The following is an 18750-nucleotide window of genomic DNA, read 5'->3' as shown; positions in this document are numbered from 1 at the left end:
TAATTTGTGAAGGAGAGTGCTACTTTCCGCCGTTATTTTTTAGCGGAATGCCATAAAATTGTCGGTTGTCACACTTATTTCATACGAAAAAGTTTACTTTTGTATATCCTTATTAATAGAGGACAACAAATACAGAATCTGTCATAAAATCGTAACATGGATATTATATCTTCGTAACAAAGATGCTGGACCTTTGCATCCAGAGAAATGTGTTCGCAACATTAAAAGAAATAGGTATGAACGATATTCGAATTTTGGTCGTCGACGACGAAGAAGACTTGTGTGAGATCTTGAAGTTCAACTTGGAAAATGAAGGGTTCTGGGTCGACACCGCCAACTCGGCGGAAGAAGCCCTCAAACTGGACCTGACCCGCTACAACCTCCTGCTTCTGGACGTGATGATGGGCGAGATTTCCGGTTTCAAAATGGCAAGTATGCTGAAAAAGGACAAAAACACGGCTTCCATCCCCATCATCTTCATCACAGCCCGGGACACGGAAAACGACACCGTCACAGGCTTCAACCTCGGAGGAGACGACTACATCTCCAAACCGTTCTCCCTGCGCGAAGTCGTGGCACGTGTCAAGGCGGTTCTCCGACGTACCGCTGAAACCCAGGCGGCACAACCCGACATACTAACCTACCACGGGCTGAGCATGGACATCGCCCAGAAACGCGTGACCATCAATGGAGAAGACGTGGCTCTCACGAAAAAGGAATTCGAAATCCTGAAACTCCTGCTCAAATCACCGGGAAAGGTATTCTCCCGCGAAGACATCCTTGCCAAAATCTGGAGTGATGAAGTCTACGTACTCGACCGCACCGTCGACGTGAACATCACCCGTCTGCGTAAAAAAATCGGCGACTACGGGAAACATATCATCACCCGCCTTGGCTACGGATACTGTTTCGATGAAAAATAAACTTAAACCGTTCCTTTCATAACCATGTCCATCACCCGAATGATTTCATTCAGCCAGCGTCTGTTCCTGTCTGTTCTGCTGCTGTTCCTCTCCTTTGCGGCATGCTTCCTCATCTACCAGTATCAACGGGAGAAGTCCTACCGCATCGAAGTGCTGAACACACGTCTGCAAGCCTACAACGTGCAGATGTACGAGCACCTGACCGAAACCGAGAAACCCTGGAACGATTCCCTGCTGACGCGTTACACCCGGTTCCACACCATGCCGGACTTGCGGGTGACGGTCATCAAGACGGACGGGACGGTCCTGTTTGACAACGAAAAGGATGCCGCCCAAACCACAAACCACCGTGACCGGACGGAAGTGAAACAGGCGCTGGAAAAAGGAAGCGGCTACTCCATCCAGCGCAAATCTCATACACTCAACAACGATTTCTTCTATTCCGCCACCTACTTCAAGGAGAAGGGACTCATTGTCCGCACCGCACTGCCCTACAACAGTGCCGACCTCATCGACGAGCTGTCCATCGACTGGCGCTACCTGTGGTTCTCCCTGGCATTAATCCTCGTCCTGGGATACATCTACTACAAGTACACCAGCAACCTTGGGAAGACCATCAGTCAGCTGCGCCGCTTTGCCCAGCAGGCGGAAAACGACGAAGACCTGGCACAGTTCCATTTCGAGTTCCCCAACAACGAACTGGGCGAAATCTCCCACCACATCGTGCAACTTTACACCCAGGTGAAACGGAGCGAAGAGGACAAAGTGCGCCTCAAACGTCAGTTGACCCAAAACATCGCCCACGAGCTGAAGACCCCGGTGAGCAGCATACAAGGCTACCTGGAAACCATCATCTCCAACCCGGATATGGACAAGACACAACGTAACCAGTTCATGGAACGCTGCTATGCACAAAGCAACCGCCTGTCCAGCCTCCTGCGTGACATCTCCCTGCTGACCCGCATGGATGAAGCGTCACAATCAATCGCCATGGAGGAAGTCGACTTGTGCCACATCATTGCCAATGTGCACGCCGATGTCGCCTTGCAGCTGAACGAGAGAGGGATGCGCTTCCTGCAACTGGTTCATCCGCCCATGAAGGTACAAGGCAATCCCTCCATGCTCTACTCCATTTTCCGTAACCTCACCGACAACGCCATTGCCTATGCCGGGCCGAACGTGACCATCACCATCAAATGTGTCATGGAGACTCCCGAATATTACCGCTTCAGCTTTGCCGACAACGGGGTCGGCGTCGCCCCCGAGCACTTGGACCACATATTCGAACGCTTCTACCGTGTCGACAAGGGACGCTCGCGAAAGTTGGGTGGCACGGGACTGGGACTCGCCATTGTGAAAAATGCCGTTATCCTCCACGGGGGTACCATCTTTGCCCGCATAGCCTCCACCGGAGGACTGGAGTTCATCTTCACCATCTCGAAACGTTGACAGCGACTCCACGCCCTGATAGGACAAGCGTAGCAGACTGTCAAAATGTCAAATGAACCGCCTGAGAATGCCTTTCCTCGCACCAAAATACAGTCCGGTGGATTCCGAGGGCCTTCTCAGGCGATTCGCAAAATACACATTGCTGCCGGTTCACGTCAGGCAGCATCATTTTGATGCATGACAGACACACAATCTCCCATTACGACTATCCCAAGCCCCACGCTCCCTCTTCCACGTTACCTTCCGATTTGTTGACACAGCCCACCTTCTGGAGTGCGAAACTCGGAATTTTTCGCTTCCATTTTCCAAAGATTTGACTTTCGGGCACGAAACAATTGTGTTTGGGAGGGGAAACTATATTGTTTGACGCCCCAAACTATATTGTTTGGCTCGCGAAACAATATTTTTCCGAGCACGTTTTGTCTGTTTTTCGAAAACAGAATGTATAGTTTTCTAAAATCAAAGACTTTTTTCGGACGTTTCGTTTGCAATCATTCACGTTTCATCTCCAGATTATCGGATTTTCAAAAAGCATGAGTTAGCAGAAAAAGAAGATTTGGACAAACTTGTATGGCCCATCCGCCTTATCAATTTCTTTTTGTCATCCGCAGAACGTCCAACCGGATTCACTCTCCAACAAAAATATCAGAGACAAACATTTGTATTTTCAGTAGTTTATCTTACCTTTGACGAACAAGTTGCCGACGGCAAGCCAACGGTTATCAAATCCGTTTGACAGACAAAGAGGTATATTTATCGGAACCCCGTCCGTATGAAAGCTTCCGTCAGCAATAATAATAGTAAACACCTGAACCAATCGAAGCATGACCATGAAAGTACCGACATCCAGTCCCCCGCCCTAGCAGTCTCCAAACTTCCGGGCATGAGTTTTTCACGGTAATGAAACCGGCAACCTAGTTCTTTAACCACAAAAAATATTTGAAGATTATGAGTTACGACCTGATGGCTTTTGAAAGCGACAAAGCACCTAAGAAATACAAGGACTTTTTACGTTGGTACGACGAACAGACCGAATGGAATGGTGAACATGACTACAACAACCCCTCTCTGGCTTCGGACAGTCTGCAGGGCTGGTATGGTGAAATGGTCCAGACCTTCCCGAACATGAACCTCCCCCTCCTCCCCGACATTGACCCGGGTGACAAGCACCTGGCGGATTATGCCATCGGACATCACGTCATCTATGTGGCTTTCGGATGGTCCGTTGCCGGCGAAGCCTTCGAATGCGCCAAGGCTCTTGCCGACAAATACTGCGTAGGCCTTTTCGACGTCAGCGGAGATGGCGAAGTGTTCTTCCCGGATGGGAGGAACATGAAGTGATTCCGCTGCGTTGAGTGGGAGTAGATGAAGAATTTCAACTCCATACCACTGTATATGGTGCGAAGTTTGTACCTTTGCTCACCAATCAGCAACTAGAACCAAAAGATATGAACATCGCAATCGTAGGAACCGGCTACGTGGGACTCGTTAGCGGAACATGCTTTGCCGAAATGGGAGTCAATGTAACGTGTGTCGACGTAGACCAACAAAAGATATATAACCTGCAACAGGGTCAAGTGCCTATCTATGAGCCTGGACTGGACGAAATGGTGCTCCGCAATCAACGTGAGGGACGCCTGCATTTTACAACTGACCTGACGAGTTGCCTCAATGACGTAGAGATTGTCTTCAGTGCAGTAGGCACTCCCCCTGACGAAGACGGAAGCGCCGACCTAAGCTACGTACTGGAAGTGGCACGCACTGTGGGACATGAGATGCAACACTATGTATTGCTGGTCACGAAATCGACCGTCCCCGTCGGGACCGCCCGCAAGGTAAAAGCCGTCATCCTGGAAGAGCAAGCCAAACGTGGAGTAAATATCCCCTTCGACGTGGCATCCAACCCGGAGTTCCTCAAAGAAGGAGCTGCCATCAAGGACTTCATGAGCCCTGACCGCGTAGTCGTCGGTGTAGAATCCGATAAGGCCAAGGAGTTGATGACCCGACTCTATCGTCCCTTCCTCCTGAATAACTTCCGGGTTATCTTCACCGACATTCCGTCCGCCGAAATGATCAAATATGCAGCCAATTCGATGCTGGCTACCCGCATCAGCTTCATGAATGACATCGCCAACCTCTGTGAACTGGTAGGAGCTGATGTCAACATGGTACGCAAGGGCATCGGGGCAGATACCCGCATTGGCAGCAAATTCCTTTATGCCGGTTGTGGGTATGGCGGAAGCTGTTTCCCAAAAGATGTAAAGGCTCTCATCAAAACCGCTGAACAGAATGGATATGACATGCGGGTACTCAAAGCCGTAGAGGAAGTCAATGAGCGACAGAAGTCCATCCTTTTCCGTAAGCTCAGTGCCCACTATGGCGGTGTGCTCAACGACAAGACAGTCGCCATCTGGGGATTGGCTTTTAAAGCTGAGACTGACGACATGCGTGAAGCCACCTCACTGGTCACCATCAAACTCCTATTGGACGCCGGCTGCAAGGTACGTGTATTTGACCCTGTCGCCATGGATGAATGCCGTCGGCGTATCGGTGACCGTGTGGAATATGCCGCCGACATGTACGACGCCACCTTGAATGCCGATGCGCTGCTGGTCATCACCGAATGGAAGCAATTCCGTCTGCCCAGCTGGAATGTCGTGCGCAAGCTGATGAACCGTCCGTTTATCATTGACGGACGTAACATCTATGATGCCAACGAAATCAAGAATTTCGGCTTTGAGTACACTTGTATAGGACGTTAACCCTCTCTAAAAAGCTTATGCAACTTATCAACGAAGATACTATCTGTGCCATTGCCACGGCACAAGGAGGTGCCATAGGTGTCATCCGTGTCTCCGGCAGTCGCGCCATTGAAATCACGGAGCGTATATTCACTCCGGCAACAGGTGCAGCCCTGTCAGAACGCAAGTCGCACACACTGACTTACGGACAAATATGCGCTGATACTGGTGAACTGATTGATGAGGTCCTGGTAAGTCTGTTTCGCGGTCCTCACTCCTACACCGGCGAAGATGCTACGGAAATCATGTGCCATGGCTCATCGTACATCCTCCAGCAAGTCATGCAACTGCTCATTGCCAACGGATGTCGCAGTGCCAACCCCGGAGAATACACCCAACGTGCCTTCCTGAATGGCAAAATGGACCTTAGCCAGGCTGAAGCAGTAGCCGACCTGATAGCCTCCTCAAATGTAGCTACCCACCGTCTGGCGATGAACCAGATGCGTGGAGGCTTCAGCAATGAGCTTCGCGCCCTAAGGACTCGTCTGTTGGACTTCACTTCCCTCATCGAACTGGAGTTAGACTTCAGCGAGGAGGATGTAGAATTTGCTGACCGCAGCCAATTATGTACACTGGCAACGCAGATAGAAAACATCATTGCCCACCTGGTACACTCCTTCAGCGTGGGAAATGCAGTAAAGAACGGCATCCCCGTAGCAATTATCGGTGAAACGAATGCCGGCAAATCGACCCTTCTCAATTTGCTGGTGAATGAAGAGCGTGCCATCGTCAGTGATATTCACGGGACGACCCGTGATGTCATTGAGGACACGATTAACTTACGCGGTATTACCTTCCGCTTTATTGATACTGCCGGCATCCGTGAGACAAGTGACAGAATTGAAAGTCTCGGCATCGAACGTACATTCCAAAAGTTAGAGCAAGCCAGCATCGTCCTATGGGTTATAGACAGTACCACCGCCCAGACGCAATATGCCTCATTGGCTCAGAAGATTCTTCCCCATTGCAAAGGCAAGAAGCTCATCCGTCTCTTCAACAAGTCCGACCTTCTCTCACCGGAAGCACAAACGGCCCTTTCCCATCTGCCTCTTGATGAAGGAGACACTCTATTCATTTCAGCCAAGCAGCACGAAAACACCGATGCACTACAATCCCTTTTGGTAAAGGGCGCTTCTCTCCCAGAAATTTCACAGAGCGACGTCATCGTCACCAACATCCGACACTTCGAGGCCCTCTCCCATGCTCTCGATGCCATCCATCGTGTTCAAGATGGTTTATCTGCTCGTTTATCAGGTGATTTCTTATCCCAGGATATTCGCGAATGTATCTTCTATCTTAATGATATCTTGGGAGAAGTAACGAATGATGAAGTGTTGGGGAATATATTCAGGAAGTTTTGCATCGGAAAGTGATTGCGCATAACTGACTGCAACGAATTAGAACTAACTATAACGAAGCCGCTGATTTCCAGCGGCTTTTTTTATTTGTCCAGAATCCGGCTGATAGCAGTCGGATGCAGTTGTCCTCCCTATTTTTCTACCATATTTCTACCACGGAACAAATCGAGGTTTGACCCCGATGTCACACTGACGCAGTAGTTGACGTGTGTTGACAATGGTTTACGTGAGTGGACAAAAAGGGAAATAAAATGCAAGACGAACGCAGAGCCATAAGCCTGCTTATGGGCTGTGCTGAGGCGCAGCTTTTATTGCAGACCGCAAGGTCTGAAATTATTCGAGCTGTCAAAAGCTCATGTTTAACGAAAATATGGAGGACAAACGACATGGAAGTAAAAAGAATCTGCCAGTGGTGCGGCAAGCCTTTTATAGCGCAAAAGACCACCACAAACTATTGCAGTCCGCAATGCTCCAAGAGAGGTTACAAACATCGCATGAAAGAGCGGAGAATGGAACTTCGGCAAATTCAGGAAATGGTTAAAGTAAAGAAAAAGCTGGATAGTCAGGAATACTTCACCTTTTCCCAAACGGCCAAACTGATGGGCGTTTCCCGTCAGTATGTTTACAAGCTGGTGAAAGAAGACAAACTCCGTGCTTCACGGCTGAGTTCAAGAATGTCTCTTATCCGCAGAAGCGACATCGAGTTGATGCTGAAAACCAAACCATACGAAAGCATCAAGCCAAAGGATGATGTTGACATTACTGAATACTATACTGCCGAGCAGATAGCGGAGAAGTACAAGGTAAACACCAAATGGGTATGGACATACACCAGAGAGCATGATGTCCCTAAGGTCAAAATCCGCCAGTTCAACTATTACAGCAAGAAGCACATTGATGCAGCATTTGCCAAGTACAAGACGGACGATGCCTTGACGGAATGGTACACTCCCGAAGAAATTGAGAAGAAATATGGCATGACACGTGTCGCCATCCGCTCTCATGTCTATCGCAACAATATCCCATCAAAGAAAGAACACGGACAGATATTCTATTCCAAACTACACTTCGACCTATCCAAACAGACCGCCGAAGAAGATTCATCGGAATACTACACCGTCCAGGAAGCCATGAAGAAATACAACCTCACACGGGATTCGGTTTACGGCATCCTGCAATTCCACGAAATCAAACGGGAAAAGAAAGGACGGTTCGTGCGATTCCTGAAAGTGGAATTCGACCACATTATGGGAGCCCGTTAGTGGCTAAATGCAACCGACTGTAATTATCCGGAAATTATTTCCTGCTGATTACGGTCTGCACAACATCATTAAGGATTTTCGCAGCAAAAGTCAGTTATAACCATTTAATATTCATCATTATGTCAGAATGCAAAACAGTAACATTGAGGACACGCCCATTGAAGAAAGGTATGCTGTCTTTCTACCTTGATTATTATCCGGGCTACCGTGACCAAGAAACGATGAAGACCATCCGTCATGAGGGATTGAACATTTATATCTATGCCAATCCGAAGAACCAGCGTGAACGTGATTTCAACGCCGCCATGTCGGAAAAGGCGGAAGCCATCCGGTGCCGGAGGTTCGAAGCTATCGTAAATGAACGGTATGATTTCTTTGACAAGCGTAAGTTCAAATCTGATTTTCTGGAATATTACCGCAAGCAGCTACGCAAACACGACCAGAAATGGGGATTCGTCTACCAGCATTTCTGCAACTTCGTCCACGGCAAATGCACCTTCGAGGAAATAGACGTTAACCTATGCAACAGGTTCCGCGAGTACCTTCTAAACGCCAGACTGCTGAAACGGGACGGATATATTACACGGAACTCGGCTTCCGGATACTGGTTCACTTTCAGAGGATTCCTGAAAATCCTCTACCGCAACAGGATGATCAAGACCAATGTCAATGATTTTCTGGAGAAGATCGAGCCGGAAGATGTGGTGAAGGACTACCTGAGCGTGGAAGAGCTGTATTGCCTTGCCGAGACCCCGTGCAAGATACCTGTTCTGAAGACCGCTTCCCTCTTTTCGTGCCTGACCAGCCTGCGGCTCAGTGATGTTCTTTCCCTTTGCTGGGAAGAAATCGTCGACTTCGCAGCCGGAGGGAAATGTGTCCATACCATCACCCAGAAGACCAAGACCGAGGACATCATCCCGATAAGCGATGAAGCATTGGAACTGATAGGCTACAGCCCTGAAAAGACCGGTCTGGTATTCAAAGGTCTGAAACGGAGCTGGACGCAGCAGCCGATGAAGGAATGGATCCGTTCTGCCGGAATCACAAAAAATATCACATTCCATTCATATAGGCATCACCATTTATCCTACACACTGAAAATAAGCAGTTTATAAGAAAATATTTTTTGACAGATAACGATTTAGAAACGAGCGAAGTTCTATATTTTTCTTGTTTTGCATTAACCAAAAGAACGCTCTATTAAATGCAAAAATACGGAGTATTTCTATAATTGCCAAAACAATTGTTAGGGAAAAAGGAATAGTAAACAAGCTTTTCAAACGAAGAACAATACTGTGCATATTAGTTTTTAAATCATCCCTTGCCTTTGGAGAAAAGCTAGATGGACTGCAAAATATGGATAATGTCCAGTGTCTACTTTCTCTATATCTTCATTGCAGAATTTTGGTAAATCGTTTATTGCTTTGACTTCTTATTGTCGATTATCGCTCCAAATCTATTGCAATACCAACAAATTTAAGTGAGTACAGTAATTAAGTTATTTATCAATACATGGAAAAAAATGTATCCATCTTGGATTTTTTTGTTTACTGTGCATTGTGATTGCACAGAATTGCGCTATCTTTACAAAAGATTATAAACCAATTGATTTTTAGAACATGGTTAATATATGCAATAGTGAACAGCATGTTGTTTTGATGAGGATTTTGGATGCTCGTAACAGACCGTCCATAACCCCAGATATGCCCCTTTGGAAACTTAAATTAACCGAGGAAGAATATACAAACTTAAAGGAGACTCTTGTCCAAAATGCGTATCGATTAGAAGATTTTGGAATAGAGGCGGCCTTGTGTTACGCTGAATGGTGGAGAAGAGACTATAATGGAGGAATTCCTTCCAGAGAAGATGTTGCAGTCGGATTAGGACTGCCTCATTATTGTTGGGAGCAACTATATAAAGCTGCACGTCATGGGCTTAAAAGTCATGGATTTGCATTTATTCACTCTCTCAAGGGGAATGAATATTTTAGAACTTTACTAAATCAAGGAGGTCTTCCTGTAAATTACATAAAGAACGGAACTAATCTTAGCGGGTTTTCACGTTTTCTCATTGGATTGGTTGAAGAATTGTCTTCAATAAATATTGATTGGGATGATAATAATATAGATTTAATCAAGAATTTTAATTGTATAGCTTATCTTGGGAAAGCGTTCAAAAATGACAATATTTACGATGTTTCATTACAGATTGCTCATGCAATCATATCCGAAGAAGACCGCTGGCTACCATATGATGATACGGATTCCTCTTTGTCAGAACTGACTAAATCCTTAAAAAGAGAATACCGGCGAGTTAAGAGTGAACATAGAACCAAACCACTTTCTCTAAGTTGGAAACTTCGTTTGACCTCAAGTAAAACTGCAAATCTTTTTGTCAATTTAAATATAGTAAAAGAGATTTCATCAAAATCTATTGAAGGTCTAAACTATCAATCGTGCTACACCTTCGATGTGTTTGTCTCTGGTATACTTGTTGGAAAGTATGTAAGAAAATCCCTAGTTAAAGATGACAAAGGAGAGGTTATCGGTGCGATATATTCTCGTATAACTGTTGGCGTAGCAAATGATATAAAGTGGAGTGGAGAACCTGTAGTTGAAGTTAAGATCAGGTGTGACAACGATGACAGATTGTTTCCAACTTTATGTGGTAGTTATCCTCCGAATTTTGAATGCCCTCAGGTTTTCCAAATGCTTGATGATAATGTATATTCTTTGAAATCGACAGCGAATGCTGAAAATAATATAGCTGTTTTCTCCACTAATTGGAAGTGTGATGGTAGTCATAAGCTATTACTAAATGGAGAACTTTATTCGGCGATTAAATTTACTGATAAAGTAGATTTACACAATTGCATGTCAAATGAGGATATAACCATAACCAATGAGTTCACGCCTTATAGCGCTGAATTCAGAGGTACATATATACAATGGGTAGAGCAATCTAATTTTAAGTTATTGACTCGCATTCCAGTAATAAGCGTTTTTGACCAAACTGGCACTAGAGTCGGGAATATCAAGCCTAAATATCGTGTTCATAATAGTAAGGCTGAGTGGCGGAATTTGTCCAATTCATGCCTTTTGCCATTTGGGCTTGTTGATATCAAGGTTGAATTTCCTGACAATAAATACGTGATGGAAACATTTTATTTCATAGACGATATGACATTTGTCTCTCGCAACGAAACAATGTTTTCCACAGAGCTACACCTATATTCTCGCCATGTTATCTCTGCAAAAGTTGATGAATGCGAAAACTTATCTGTTGAAATGACGGATAAAAATACCTGGAGGATTTCCAGAGATGCCTGTGCTTCTAAATATTCTCCTACGTGTAATTTGAAAATAATTGCCGAGAATAATCCTCCTTTGAAAGTATCTGTTGTAGCACCGTTTGAGGGTATAGTAATATCTGATTTGGAAGGGAAAATTGTGCCATCGGGAAAAATCATATCTTATGATAACCTGAGATATTTTAATATAATCAGTCATGGACAGTCTGGTATGATAGATGTAACTTACAAATCTGATAAAATAAAGGATGACAATACAATCAAGCATCTTAAGAGTCCAGTAATTGAAGGTATAGTTCCATTATCCGATTATCGTGATTTGTTTGCAAGAATGTTTCAATTATATGGTGCAAATACTTTTGACCGTAGTAGTTCCATAGAACTAAAAATATTTGACAAACGCATCTATATAAGAAAATTTGTTCTTGATAGTGAGTTGAGTTCAGATAAAATTCGAATCACAGATTATACCAGCGAAGACACTTCCGATTTCATATATGACGGTGATGTATATGCATTGCCGGTTTCAGAAAATATAAAACCAGCTGAATTAGTGCAGATAAAGCTTGAGCCGTATAATCGACAAATGAACTTGTTTACAATTCCTGATGAGCTTTTGAATTCGGAAGCAATTCTTTTCTCTGGTCCCGAAAGTTCGCGCAGGCTTGTTCCTAAGTATTACAATTTTGAACAAGAAGATTACAGTTCGGAAGTACGTGGAGAGATGTCTGCTGCTAATACAATACTTTGGAGTGAAAGGCTTTGCAAGGATGATGTTTTTGCCGGCGAGTATTGGGCAAAGACAGTAAAAGCATTCCGTATTATTTCAGAATTTAATCTTCCATTTACCACATATAATGCTTTCAAAGCTATTGGTTGTGAACCTAAATTATTGGTTAACTTAATATTAGCTTGTTGGATTAATGGCGCTTCCGATGTTCTCATTCAAGAAATTGACCGTTTTGAAGATGAATTAAACATTGCAGTACATTGGATTCCGCACACTGTGTGGGGAGAATGTATTGAGAGTTTCATACGTTCGCTTCCTCCAACACTCATTAATATAATGAATACAAAATTAGGTGAGATTACAGAACTGATAAATGCACTTTTCAACGCTACACTATCTGCAGAAGTTGCGTCTGAACTTACTCAATATGTTGCGGGAGGGAATATCGGAAATGCCAGGATTTTCTCAAGAGCTGACATTAATCAATTTAAATCAAAAATACATGGATATACAGATAACAATATAGACCTACCTATAACCCGATTTGTACTTCAAAATAAATATTATGTAGACCAAGAGATGCACAAGTCTTATCGTGTAATGATTGAGTCCGCAATGTGTGCTGCGGAAAACTTCGCACAAGTAAAAAATCGCACAAATCTTTTTTTATTGGAAAGTCGAGACTATGCTCGTATCACTAATTTTTACCGAAAATACTTTAAAGAAACCTACAGTGAGATATTCATTGGGACAGTAAAACAAATTGTAAACAAATGAATATGAATTATTTTTCATTCTACAATAAGGCCAAGGAATTATTAATAGATTCTCTTGCCTCTCTTTGGTTCAAGGGTCAAGCCCAAGAACAAGAATATATCAAGAGAATTTTGACTAAGGATGAGCCTCTTTTTGCAGAACCTGTATTCCAATCAATATTCCCTTGGGAGGAGAGTGCCGACAGTTTTGAGGAACATTCTTCTAAACTCAGATTGTTAACTCCTTCATTTGTTAATGCACTGAGTAGCGAAGAAGTTGACAAGGATTTGAGATTTCCATTAGACAGGCATCCTTATAAGCATCAAACAGAAAGCTGGAGAACTATGCTTTCTTCTCGACCACAAACCATTGTCGTGACTACCGGAACAGGATCAGGTAAAACAGAGTGTTTTATGATACCTGTGTTGCAAGATTTGGCTAAAACCAATGAAAAAAATTGTGTTCAGGCCATATTCCTTTATCCTTTGAATGCACTGATGAAAAGCCAACAGAAACGTATTCATGCTTGGTGCAAAGCTCTTCCCGAAAAGGTTACCTATGCGATATATAATGGAGAAACCGACAAAAGAAATCGGTCTGACAGATATACTGCATCTCATTATCCACAGCTCGTAACAAGGCCTCAAATAAGGAAAACTCCGCCTCAGATTCTCTTTACTAATCCAACTATGCTCAACTATATGTTGGTACGAGCAGAAGACCGTGAAATCTTGGAAAAATCCAAAGGGAAGCTCAAATGGATTCTTTTAGATGAAGCACATACTTATACTGGCTCTTCAGCCGCTGAATTATCATTGCAAATCCGTCGTGTACTAGATGCTTTTGGCGTAACTATTGATCAAGTGAATTTTGCTGTAACATCAGCGACTATCGGGGATGAAAGTGACCCCAAAACGACGATAAAGCTAAAAACTTTTGTGTCTCAACTCACTGGAAAACCATTTGAAGATATAAAAATAATTAGTGGCAAGCGCATTATTCCAGAACTAAACAAGGGAATTGCAGAAGATCAATTGTCCAAAATAAGCAAAAAGTTTAGTATCGAATTGAGTTATTCTGATATTGAGAAGTTGAGAAAAAAGCTTAACTCTTCGCCGGTATTGAAAGCAAAGGAAATCGGTCGTATGCTTGATAAAGGAATTGGGAAAAATGTGGATACCTCATTGGAAATAATAGATGCTCTCGGGGAAAAAGTGAAAGGTATAAACAAAGGAGGCGGCCTTGGAGCTTTATTGCCAACACGTGCTCATTTATTTGTTAGATCGATAAGTGGAGTGTATGTTTGCACCAATCCCGATTGTCAGCGTCATAAGGGATATAGATTGTCGATAGGAAGTCTGACAACATATCAAAATATGAATTGTCCAGTTTGTAAATCAAAGATGCTGGAACTTGCTACATGTTCGTCTTGCGGCTCTCCCATTATAGTGGGTGAAACAAGCACAACTAAGGGATTTAGGATGCACACCAATGTAATTGATCTTGACAAGAGTCTTTTCTATGAGCAAAAGGAAGATCTCATTGATTTGGAAGATATGGGAAATATAGAAGATGTTGAGCAAAATGAGGCGGATGGCTTTTCTCGCTTCTTTTTCGCCATTCCGAAGAAAGCATGTCTAAGGAAAAATGCGAATAGAACATATCACATCTTCAATCATCGGAATGGTAAAATAGAACTTGTCCCTGAAGACAATAGAAGCAACAAGTGTTTTACTTCTTTAAAAAGTGAAGAAAGTATTCCTGTTATATATCAATCTCTTCGACACTCAGGAGATAATCACGTTCTTTGTCCTCATTGTGGCAATAATCTCAGCGAGTTTAAAAACCTTGATTATCTCAGAATAAGTGCTACCCAAATTGGACGTACTTTAGCAACATTGCTTCTTGATAATGCTGAACCCATTGACAGTAATGACGCAGACGTTGTATATGAAGGCCGAAAGTATATAACATTTACCGATAGCCGTCAAGGGTCTGCACGTTCTGCGATGGAACTTAATCAGGATGTAGAACGTTCATGGATTCGAGCTTCCATTTTTCATAAACTTGCCGACATGCGTTTGAATGATGTGAAACCTGGTGGTCTGACCCCTGATGAGGAAGCAGAATACAATGCATATCTGAGTATTCGGGAACATCTTCCGACCTTACTTTTTGAAAAATTTAAACGACTTGAAGAAAAAAAGAATGGCACACCAGTAATCCCCAATCCCGAGGAGGTGTCATGGGGGCAAATAAGCCAGTCTCTTGAAAATGACTCAAATTTCAAGAAGTTGTATGAACATGTTGATAAAGCACGTGGCAGAAAAAATTTCAAGAATGCAACGGACTATCTGAAAGCACTTCTTGTCGACCAATTCGGATGGATTCCTAAACGGGCGAACTCATTGGAAACGATGGGATTCGTACGTCTTGTCTATCCAGCACTTAAAAATGCGAAATGCCCAGCACTCCTTCAGAAAAGATGTACAGACACCGACTGGCAGAATTTTCTCAAGATCTGTATGGATTATGTCATTCGTGGAGGTCGTCATTATATGCTTTCTGGAGCTTATAAAGATTACCTTACACAAAATAAGTACTGTTCTCCTATATATCCTTCAAATTCAGAACTGAGGAAGAATGGGAACCCTGTATCGAAATGGTTTAAAGTCAATGTAAGTTCAAAAGGTATTAATGAGAATCAGAACAGACTCGTTCTTCTTCTGTGTGCAGTTCTAGATTATGATGATATTTCTCAAATCAATCAAATAAAGATTGCTGACATCAACTCAATACTTGATGCCGCATGGGATTTTCTGAAACAAAATGTTCTTGAAGCAACAGATGTAGAAAATCAAGGATATATGCTTGATCTCATGGGGGATAAAGTTAAGCTGCAACTTATCGAAAAAGGTTATCTCTGTCCTGTTGACAATGTTATTATAGATGCGCCGTTCTGTGGCTATAGCCCAAGAATGAACGGTTACATCGGTCGTGAAAATTTCGATAGATTCAAAATCAAGACGGAGTTTGTAAATCCGCTTTTCCCATTCAAGTCTGCGGATCAGACAGAAAAGAATGTCATGGAATGGATTGAGAAGAACTTCTCTGAACAAAAGGCTGCTGGTGTGTTCGGGGTTATGAACTCCAGAGTATTTACTTCAAAACCGATTTTTATATCGGCTGAACATTCAGCTCAGCAATCGTCAGAAGATCTTGACCGATACGAAAGAGAGTTTAATGAGGGGAAAATCAATATTCTTTCTTGCTCAACAACAATGGAGATGGGGGTCGATATTGGTGGTATTACAGAAGTCGTCATGAATAATGTGCCGCCAAAATCGTCAAATTACCTTCAGCGTACGGGACGTGCAGGACGAAGAAGTGAAACTAAAGCCTTGGCTTTAACTGTTTGTGCTCCCAATCCTATTGGAACTCATACATGGAACAATCCAGATTATCCGATTACACATGTAACAGAAACTCCGTTGTTAAAATTGGAAAGCCGTCAGTTGATTCAACGTCATGTTAATGCGATGGTATTCGCATCCTTTGTAGCAGATCAAGGGGGAATCAGGGTTACGGCAACTCTTAGGGATTTTTTTGTCACGGCAGAAGGGATGTCTTTCTTTGATAAGTTTCTAAATTATATTGATAGTGTAATCAGCGGAAAGGTTGAACGTCTTCAAGAACCATATTCAAAATTAATTAAGGGAACAAGTCTCGCTCAGATAACATTGGCGGATGTCGCACAAGTAGTCAAAAAAGACATAGTTGCTGTTTACAATGTCTTTGATGCTCATAAAGGAGCTCTTGCAAAGGCGATTGAATCTCTAAAGAATGAATCAGGAACGACCAATGCTATCAAAGCTATAGAGAAACAAGAGGAAAATTTTTTAAAGACCTCGATGTTGTCATATCTTGCTGAAAATTCTTTTCTGCCAAGTGCAGGTTTACCCTTAGGACTAGTTGAGTGTCTGCTAGACGGTAAGGAAAAGGTTGACGGTAACTCACCGACATTGCATATAAGTCAGGCCATCTCCTCTTATGCTCCCGGTAATCCAGTAGTGAAAAACGAATGGGTCTATGAGACCAATGGTATTCGTCTGAAGACAAAATACGATGACAGCACTTCAAGGTATATCATACAGAATTGCACTCATTGTGGTTATACAACTATTATCTATGGAAGTGCCAAGACGGATTGTCCCAAGTGCGGTCGGCATGGAACTATGCATGGCATAAAGGACATCTCACTATCGACAGATCAGCGTTTTACAGAGGTCGTTGAACCAGCTGCGTTCTCCGTAGCATGGGATTCGACCCCGACTCGAAAAATGGACTCTCTCGGCAGTATGAATTTCATTCAGCCTATTTTGCTTGAAATGGATGCCTGGCTTCTGAAGACAAATTCTGCAAAAATGTCTATCCGCTGTTCAACGCCAAGGTCTGAGATTCTCTTTTATAATAAAGGAACGAATGGGTATGGATATGCTTTCTGTCCTTATTGCGGTAGAATGAAATCAGAAAAATCACCAGACACCACAGAGCGGATGCTGTCGCACCATAAACATCTTCTAGCTTCGACCTCTTGTCCCGGTGGCGAAAATGACGGTGCTGCAGTAAGACGTCATGTGTTGTTGGTCGGAAGATACCAGACTGACTTTGTTGAGATCAAGTTTTATGACAAGGACAACAATCTGGTAGAAGACACTGAGACACTCTATTCTCTCGGCGTGATTCTTAGCCGTAAACTCACGGAACTGCTCGGTGTCAACGATGGAGAAATTGAGTTCGGCTATGATGGCATAAATCATTCTATTTTCATATATGATACTGCTCTCGGTGGTGCAGGTTATTCATTGCTCTTCCGAGAATATAAAGATGAAGTCCTAAAAATGGCTTTGGAAACTCTTGAAAGATGCGACTGTGAACGGTCTTGCACGAAGTGCCTTATAGATCGCAGATCGCAATGGTATACGAACTATCTTAACCGGCCTAAGGCTCTAGAATGGTTAAGACAGGAAGTCAAGGCCCGTGTTGCCCCAAAGGAAATTATTTATTTAATGCCTGATTCTCATGCTGTGACATCAGACATCACGACCGAGTTTTATCAGCTCACACGGAACAAGGACATCTCTGGTATCAGAATATTTGTCAACGACAACATTTCTCAATGGGATGCGGAAACATTCCCATTTAAAAAAATTCTCACAGAACTATCTCTAGAAGGAGTTGACGTTGCCTTTATACTGCCAAGCGTACCAGATGTAAAATCACTCTCGTCAGCTGACAGTGCAACTTTAATTGCGGAGGTATTTAAAACCAACTTTAAATGTCTTGAAAACACACTGCCGACAGGATTATTTCCGTTGATGGTCGTGATTATGAATGACGGAATCGTCAAAACATACTTTGGGAAAAATATTGATACATCCTATTCTAAGAATTGGGGAAGTGGAGATGTATTCATAACCACACAGCCAAATTCATTGTCCTATGCCGACATAAATAGAATGCAACTGTTGAGCGCCTTTTCATCGGACGATTCTTCCTTTATGTTCGAATATAGAATAAGAGAACACAGCTCGTTGGGTCGTTTTTTTGATTCTCTGAAAGCTCCGGAAACTGGTAATTGGAATAGAATAATATCTAACCTACGAGGCAAGGCTGTTTCTATTGAATATTCTGATAGATACCTAAAAACGCCCTTAGGCTGTATGCTTTTGGCAAAAATGATTTCCAGTCTGAAGAATGAAGCAGACTTAGTCTTGGTATCAATTAAGGTTATCGTCACAAATATCGTCTCAATTAATGACTCAGATGTGGCAGTAAATGCTATAAAAGATTTTGCCAACGGTAAGAAGAGAAATCACTTCCTGAAGGCTGCTATATTTGAACTGACCGGAATAGAACCGGAAATTCAAGATACAGGTTATGTTGAGCATGAACGGTGTCTGACGGTTAAAGCGGATAATGCAGAGGTCTGTATACGTCCAGATGCAGGTATAGCAAAAGGATGGGCACCATTTGGAAGAGATAACGCTGAATGCACCGACCGCGATTTCAGAGAAGATTGGAATATAGATCTCGAACTGTTCAATAAACAGCAGATAGGAAACGGAATACTTTACACCATCTCATATAAGCAACTCTAA

At 43.2% G+C, this 18750-nt stretch carries 8 protein-coding genes and 1 pseudogene; all 9 read left to right on the top strand.

The genetic code is table 11. The annotated features are described in order from the left end of the window. Positions 1–236: 236 nt before the first annotated feature. The 9 genes and pseudogenes from C8275_RS08965 to C8275_RS08915 all read left to right on the top strand — a co-directional run bounded on the left by C8275_RS08965 (position 237) and on the right by C8275_RS08915 (position 18750). Positions 237–923, top strand: coding sequence for a response regulator transcription factor (locus C8275_RS08965; protein WP_106484879.1), 687 nt, complete (start codon positions 237–239; stop codon positions 921–923). A gap of 24 nt (positions 924–947) precedes the next feature. Then, on the top strand, positions 948–2372 hold the full coding sequence (locus C8275_RS08960) for an ATP-binding protein (RefSeq protein WP_234395735.1): 1425 nt from the start codon (positions 948–950) through the stop codon (positions 2370–2372). Positions 2373–3320: 948 nt separating this feature from the next. Then, a complete protein-coding gene (locus tag C8275_RS08950; protein WP_106484877.1) occupies positions 3321–3713 on the top strand; it encodes a hypothetical protein in 393 nt (130 codons plus the stop codon). 107 nt (positions 3714–3820) lie between these two features. After that, positions 3821–5134: a UDP-glucose/GDP-mannose dehydrogenase family protein gene (locus tag C8275_RS08945; protein ID WP_106484876.1), complete on the top strand. Its 1314-nt coding sequence runs from the start codon at positions 3821–3823 to the stop codon at positions 5132–5134. 26 nt (positions 5135–5160) lie between these two features. Beyond that, positions 5161–6546, top strand: coding sequence for a tRNA uridine-5-carboxymethylaminomethyl(34) synthesis GTPase MnmE (gene mnmE / locus C8275_RS08940; RefSeq protein ID WP_106625781.1), 1386 nt, complete (start codon positions 5161–5163; stop codon positions 6544–6546). 371 nt (positions 6547–6917) lie between these two features. Beyond that, a complete protein-coding gene (locus C8275_RS08935) occupies positions 6918–7793 on the top strand; it encodes a helix-turn-helix domain-containing protein (protein WP_106625780.1) in 876 nt (291 codons plus the stop codon). A 119-nt stretch (positions 7794–7912) separates the two neighbouring features. Then, a pseudogene (locus C8275_RS08930) lies at positions 7913–8866 on the top strand (phage integrase SAM-like domain-containing protein); the annotation flags it as partial. A 546-nt stretch (positions 8867–9412) separates the two neighbouring features. Next, positions 9413–12610: a hypothetical protein gene (locus C8275_RS08920; RefSeq protein ID WP_106484874.1), complete on the top strand. Its 3198-nt coding sequence runs from the start codon at positions 9413–9415 to the stop codon at positions 12608–12610. After that, positions 12607–18750 (top strand): DEAD/DEAH box helicase, encoded by a 6144-nt coding sequence (locus C8275_RS08915; RefSeq protein ID WP_106484873.1) that lies wholly within the window; start codon positions 12607–12609, stop codon positions 18748–18750. The genes C8275_RS08920 and C8275_RS08915 overlap by 4 nt, the downstream gene beginning before the upstream one ends.

The sequence above is a fragment of the Bacteroides sp. Marseille-P3684 genome (assembly GCF_900291465.1).
In the GTDB taxonomy this organism is placed as follows: domain Bacteria; phylum Bacteroidota; class Bacteroidia; order Bacteroidales; family Bacteroidaceae; genus Phocaeicola_A.
This window is presented reverse-complemented; position numbering and strand designations above follow the sequence as displayed.

What these genes read in the sequence shown, in the direction of transcription:
- C8275_RS08965 (WP_106484879.1), top strand. Translation starts at nt 237, where the DNA reads ATGAACGATATTCGAATTTTGGTCGTCGACGACGAAGAAGACTTGTGT.
- C8275_RS08960 (WP_234395735.1), top strand. Translation starts at nt 948, where the DNA reads ATGTCCATCACCCGAATGATTTCATTCAGCCAGCGTCTGTTCCTGTCT.
- C8275_RS08950 (WP_106484877.1), top strand. Translation starts at nt 3,321, where the DNA reads ATGAGTTACGACCTGATGGCTTTTGAAAGCGACAAAGCACCTAAGAAA.
- C8275_RS08945 (WP_106484876.1), top strand. Translation starts at nt 3,821, where the DNA reads ATGAACATCGCAATCGTAGGAACCGGCTACGTGGGACTCGTTAGCGGA.
- C8275_RS08935 (WP_106625780.1), top strand. Translation starts at nt 6,918, where the DNA reads ATGGAAGTAAAAAGAATCTGCCAGTGGTGCGGCAAGCCTTTTATAGCG.
- C8275_RS08920 (WP_106484874.1), top strand. Translation starts at nt 9,413, where the DNA reads ATGGTTAATATATGCAATAGTGAACAGCATGTTGTTTTGATGAGGATT.
- C8275_RS08915 (WP_106484873.1), top strand. Translation starts at nt 12,607, where the DNA reads ATGAATATGAATTATTTTTCATTCTACAATAAGGCCAAGGAATTATTA.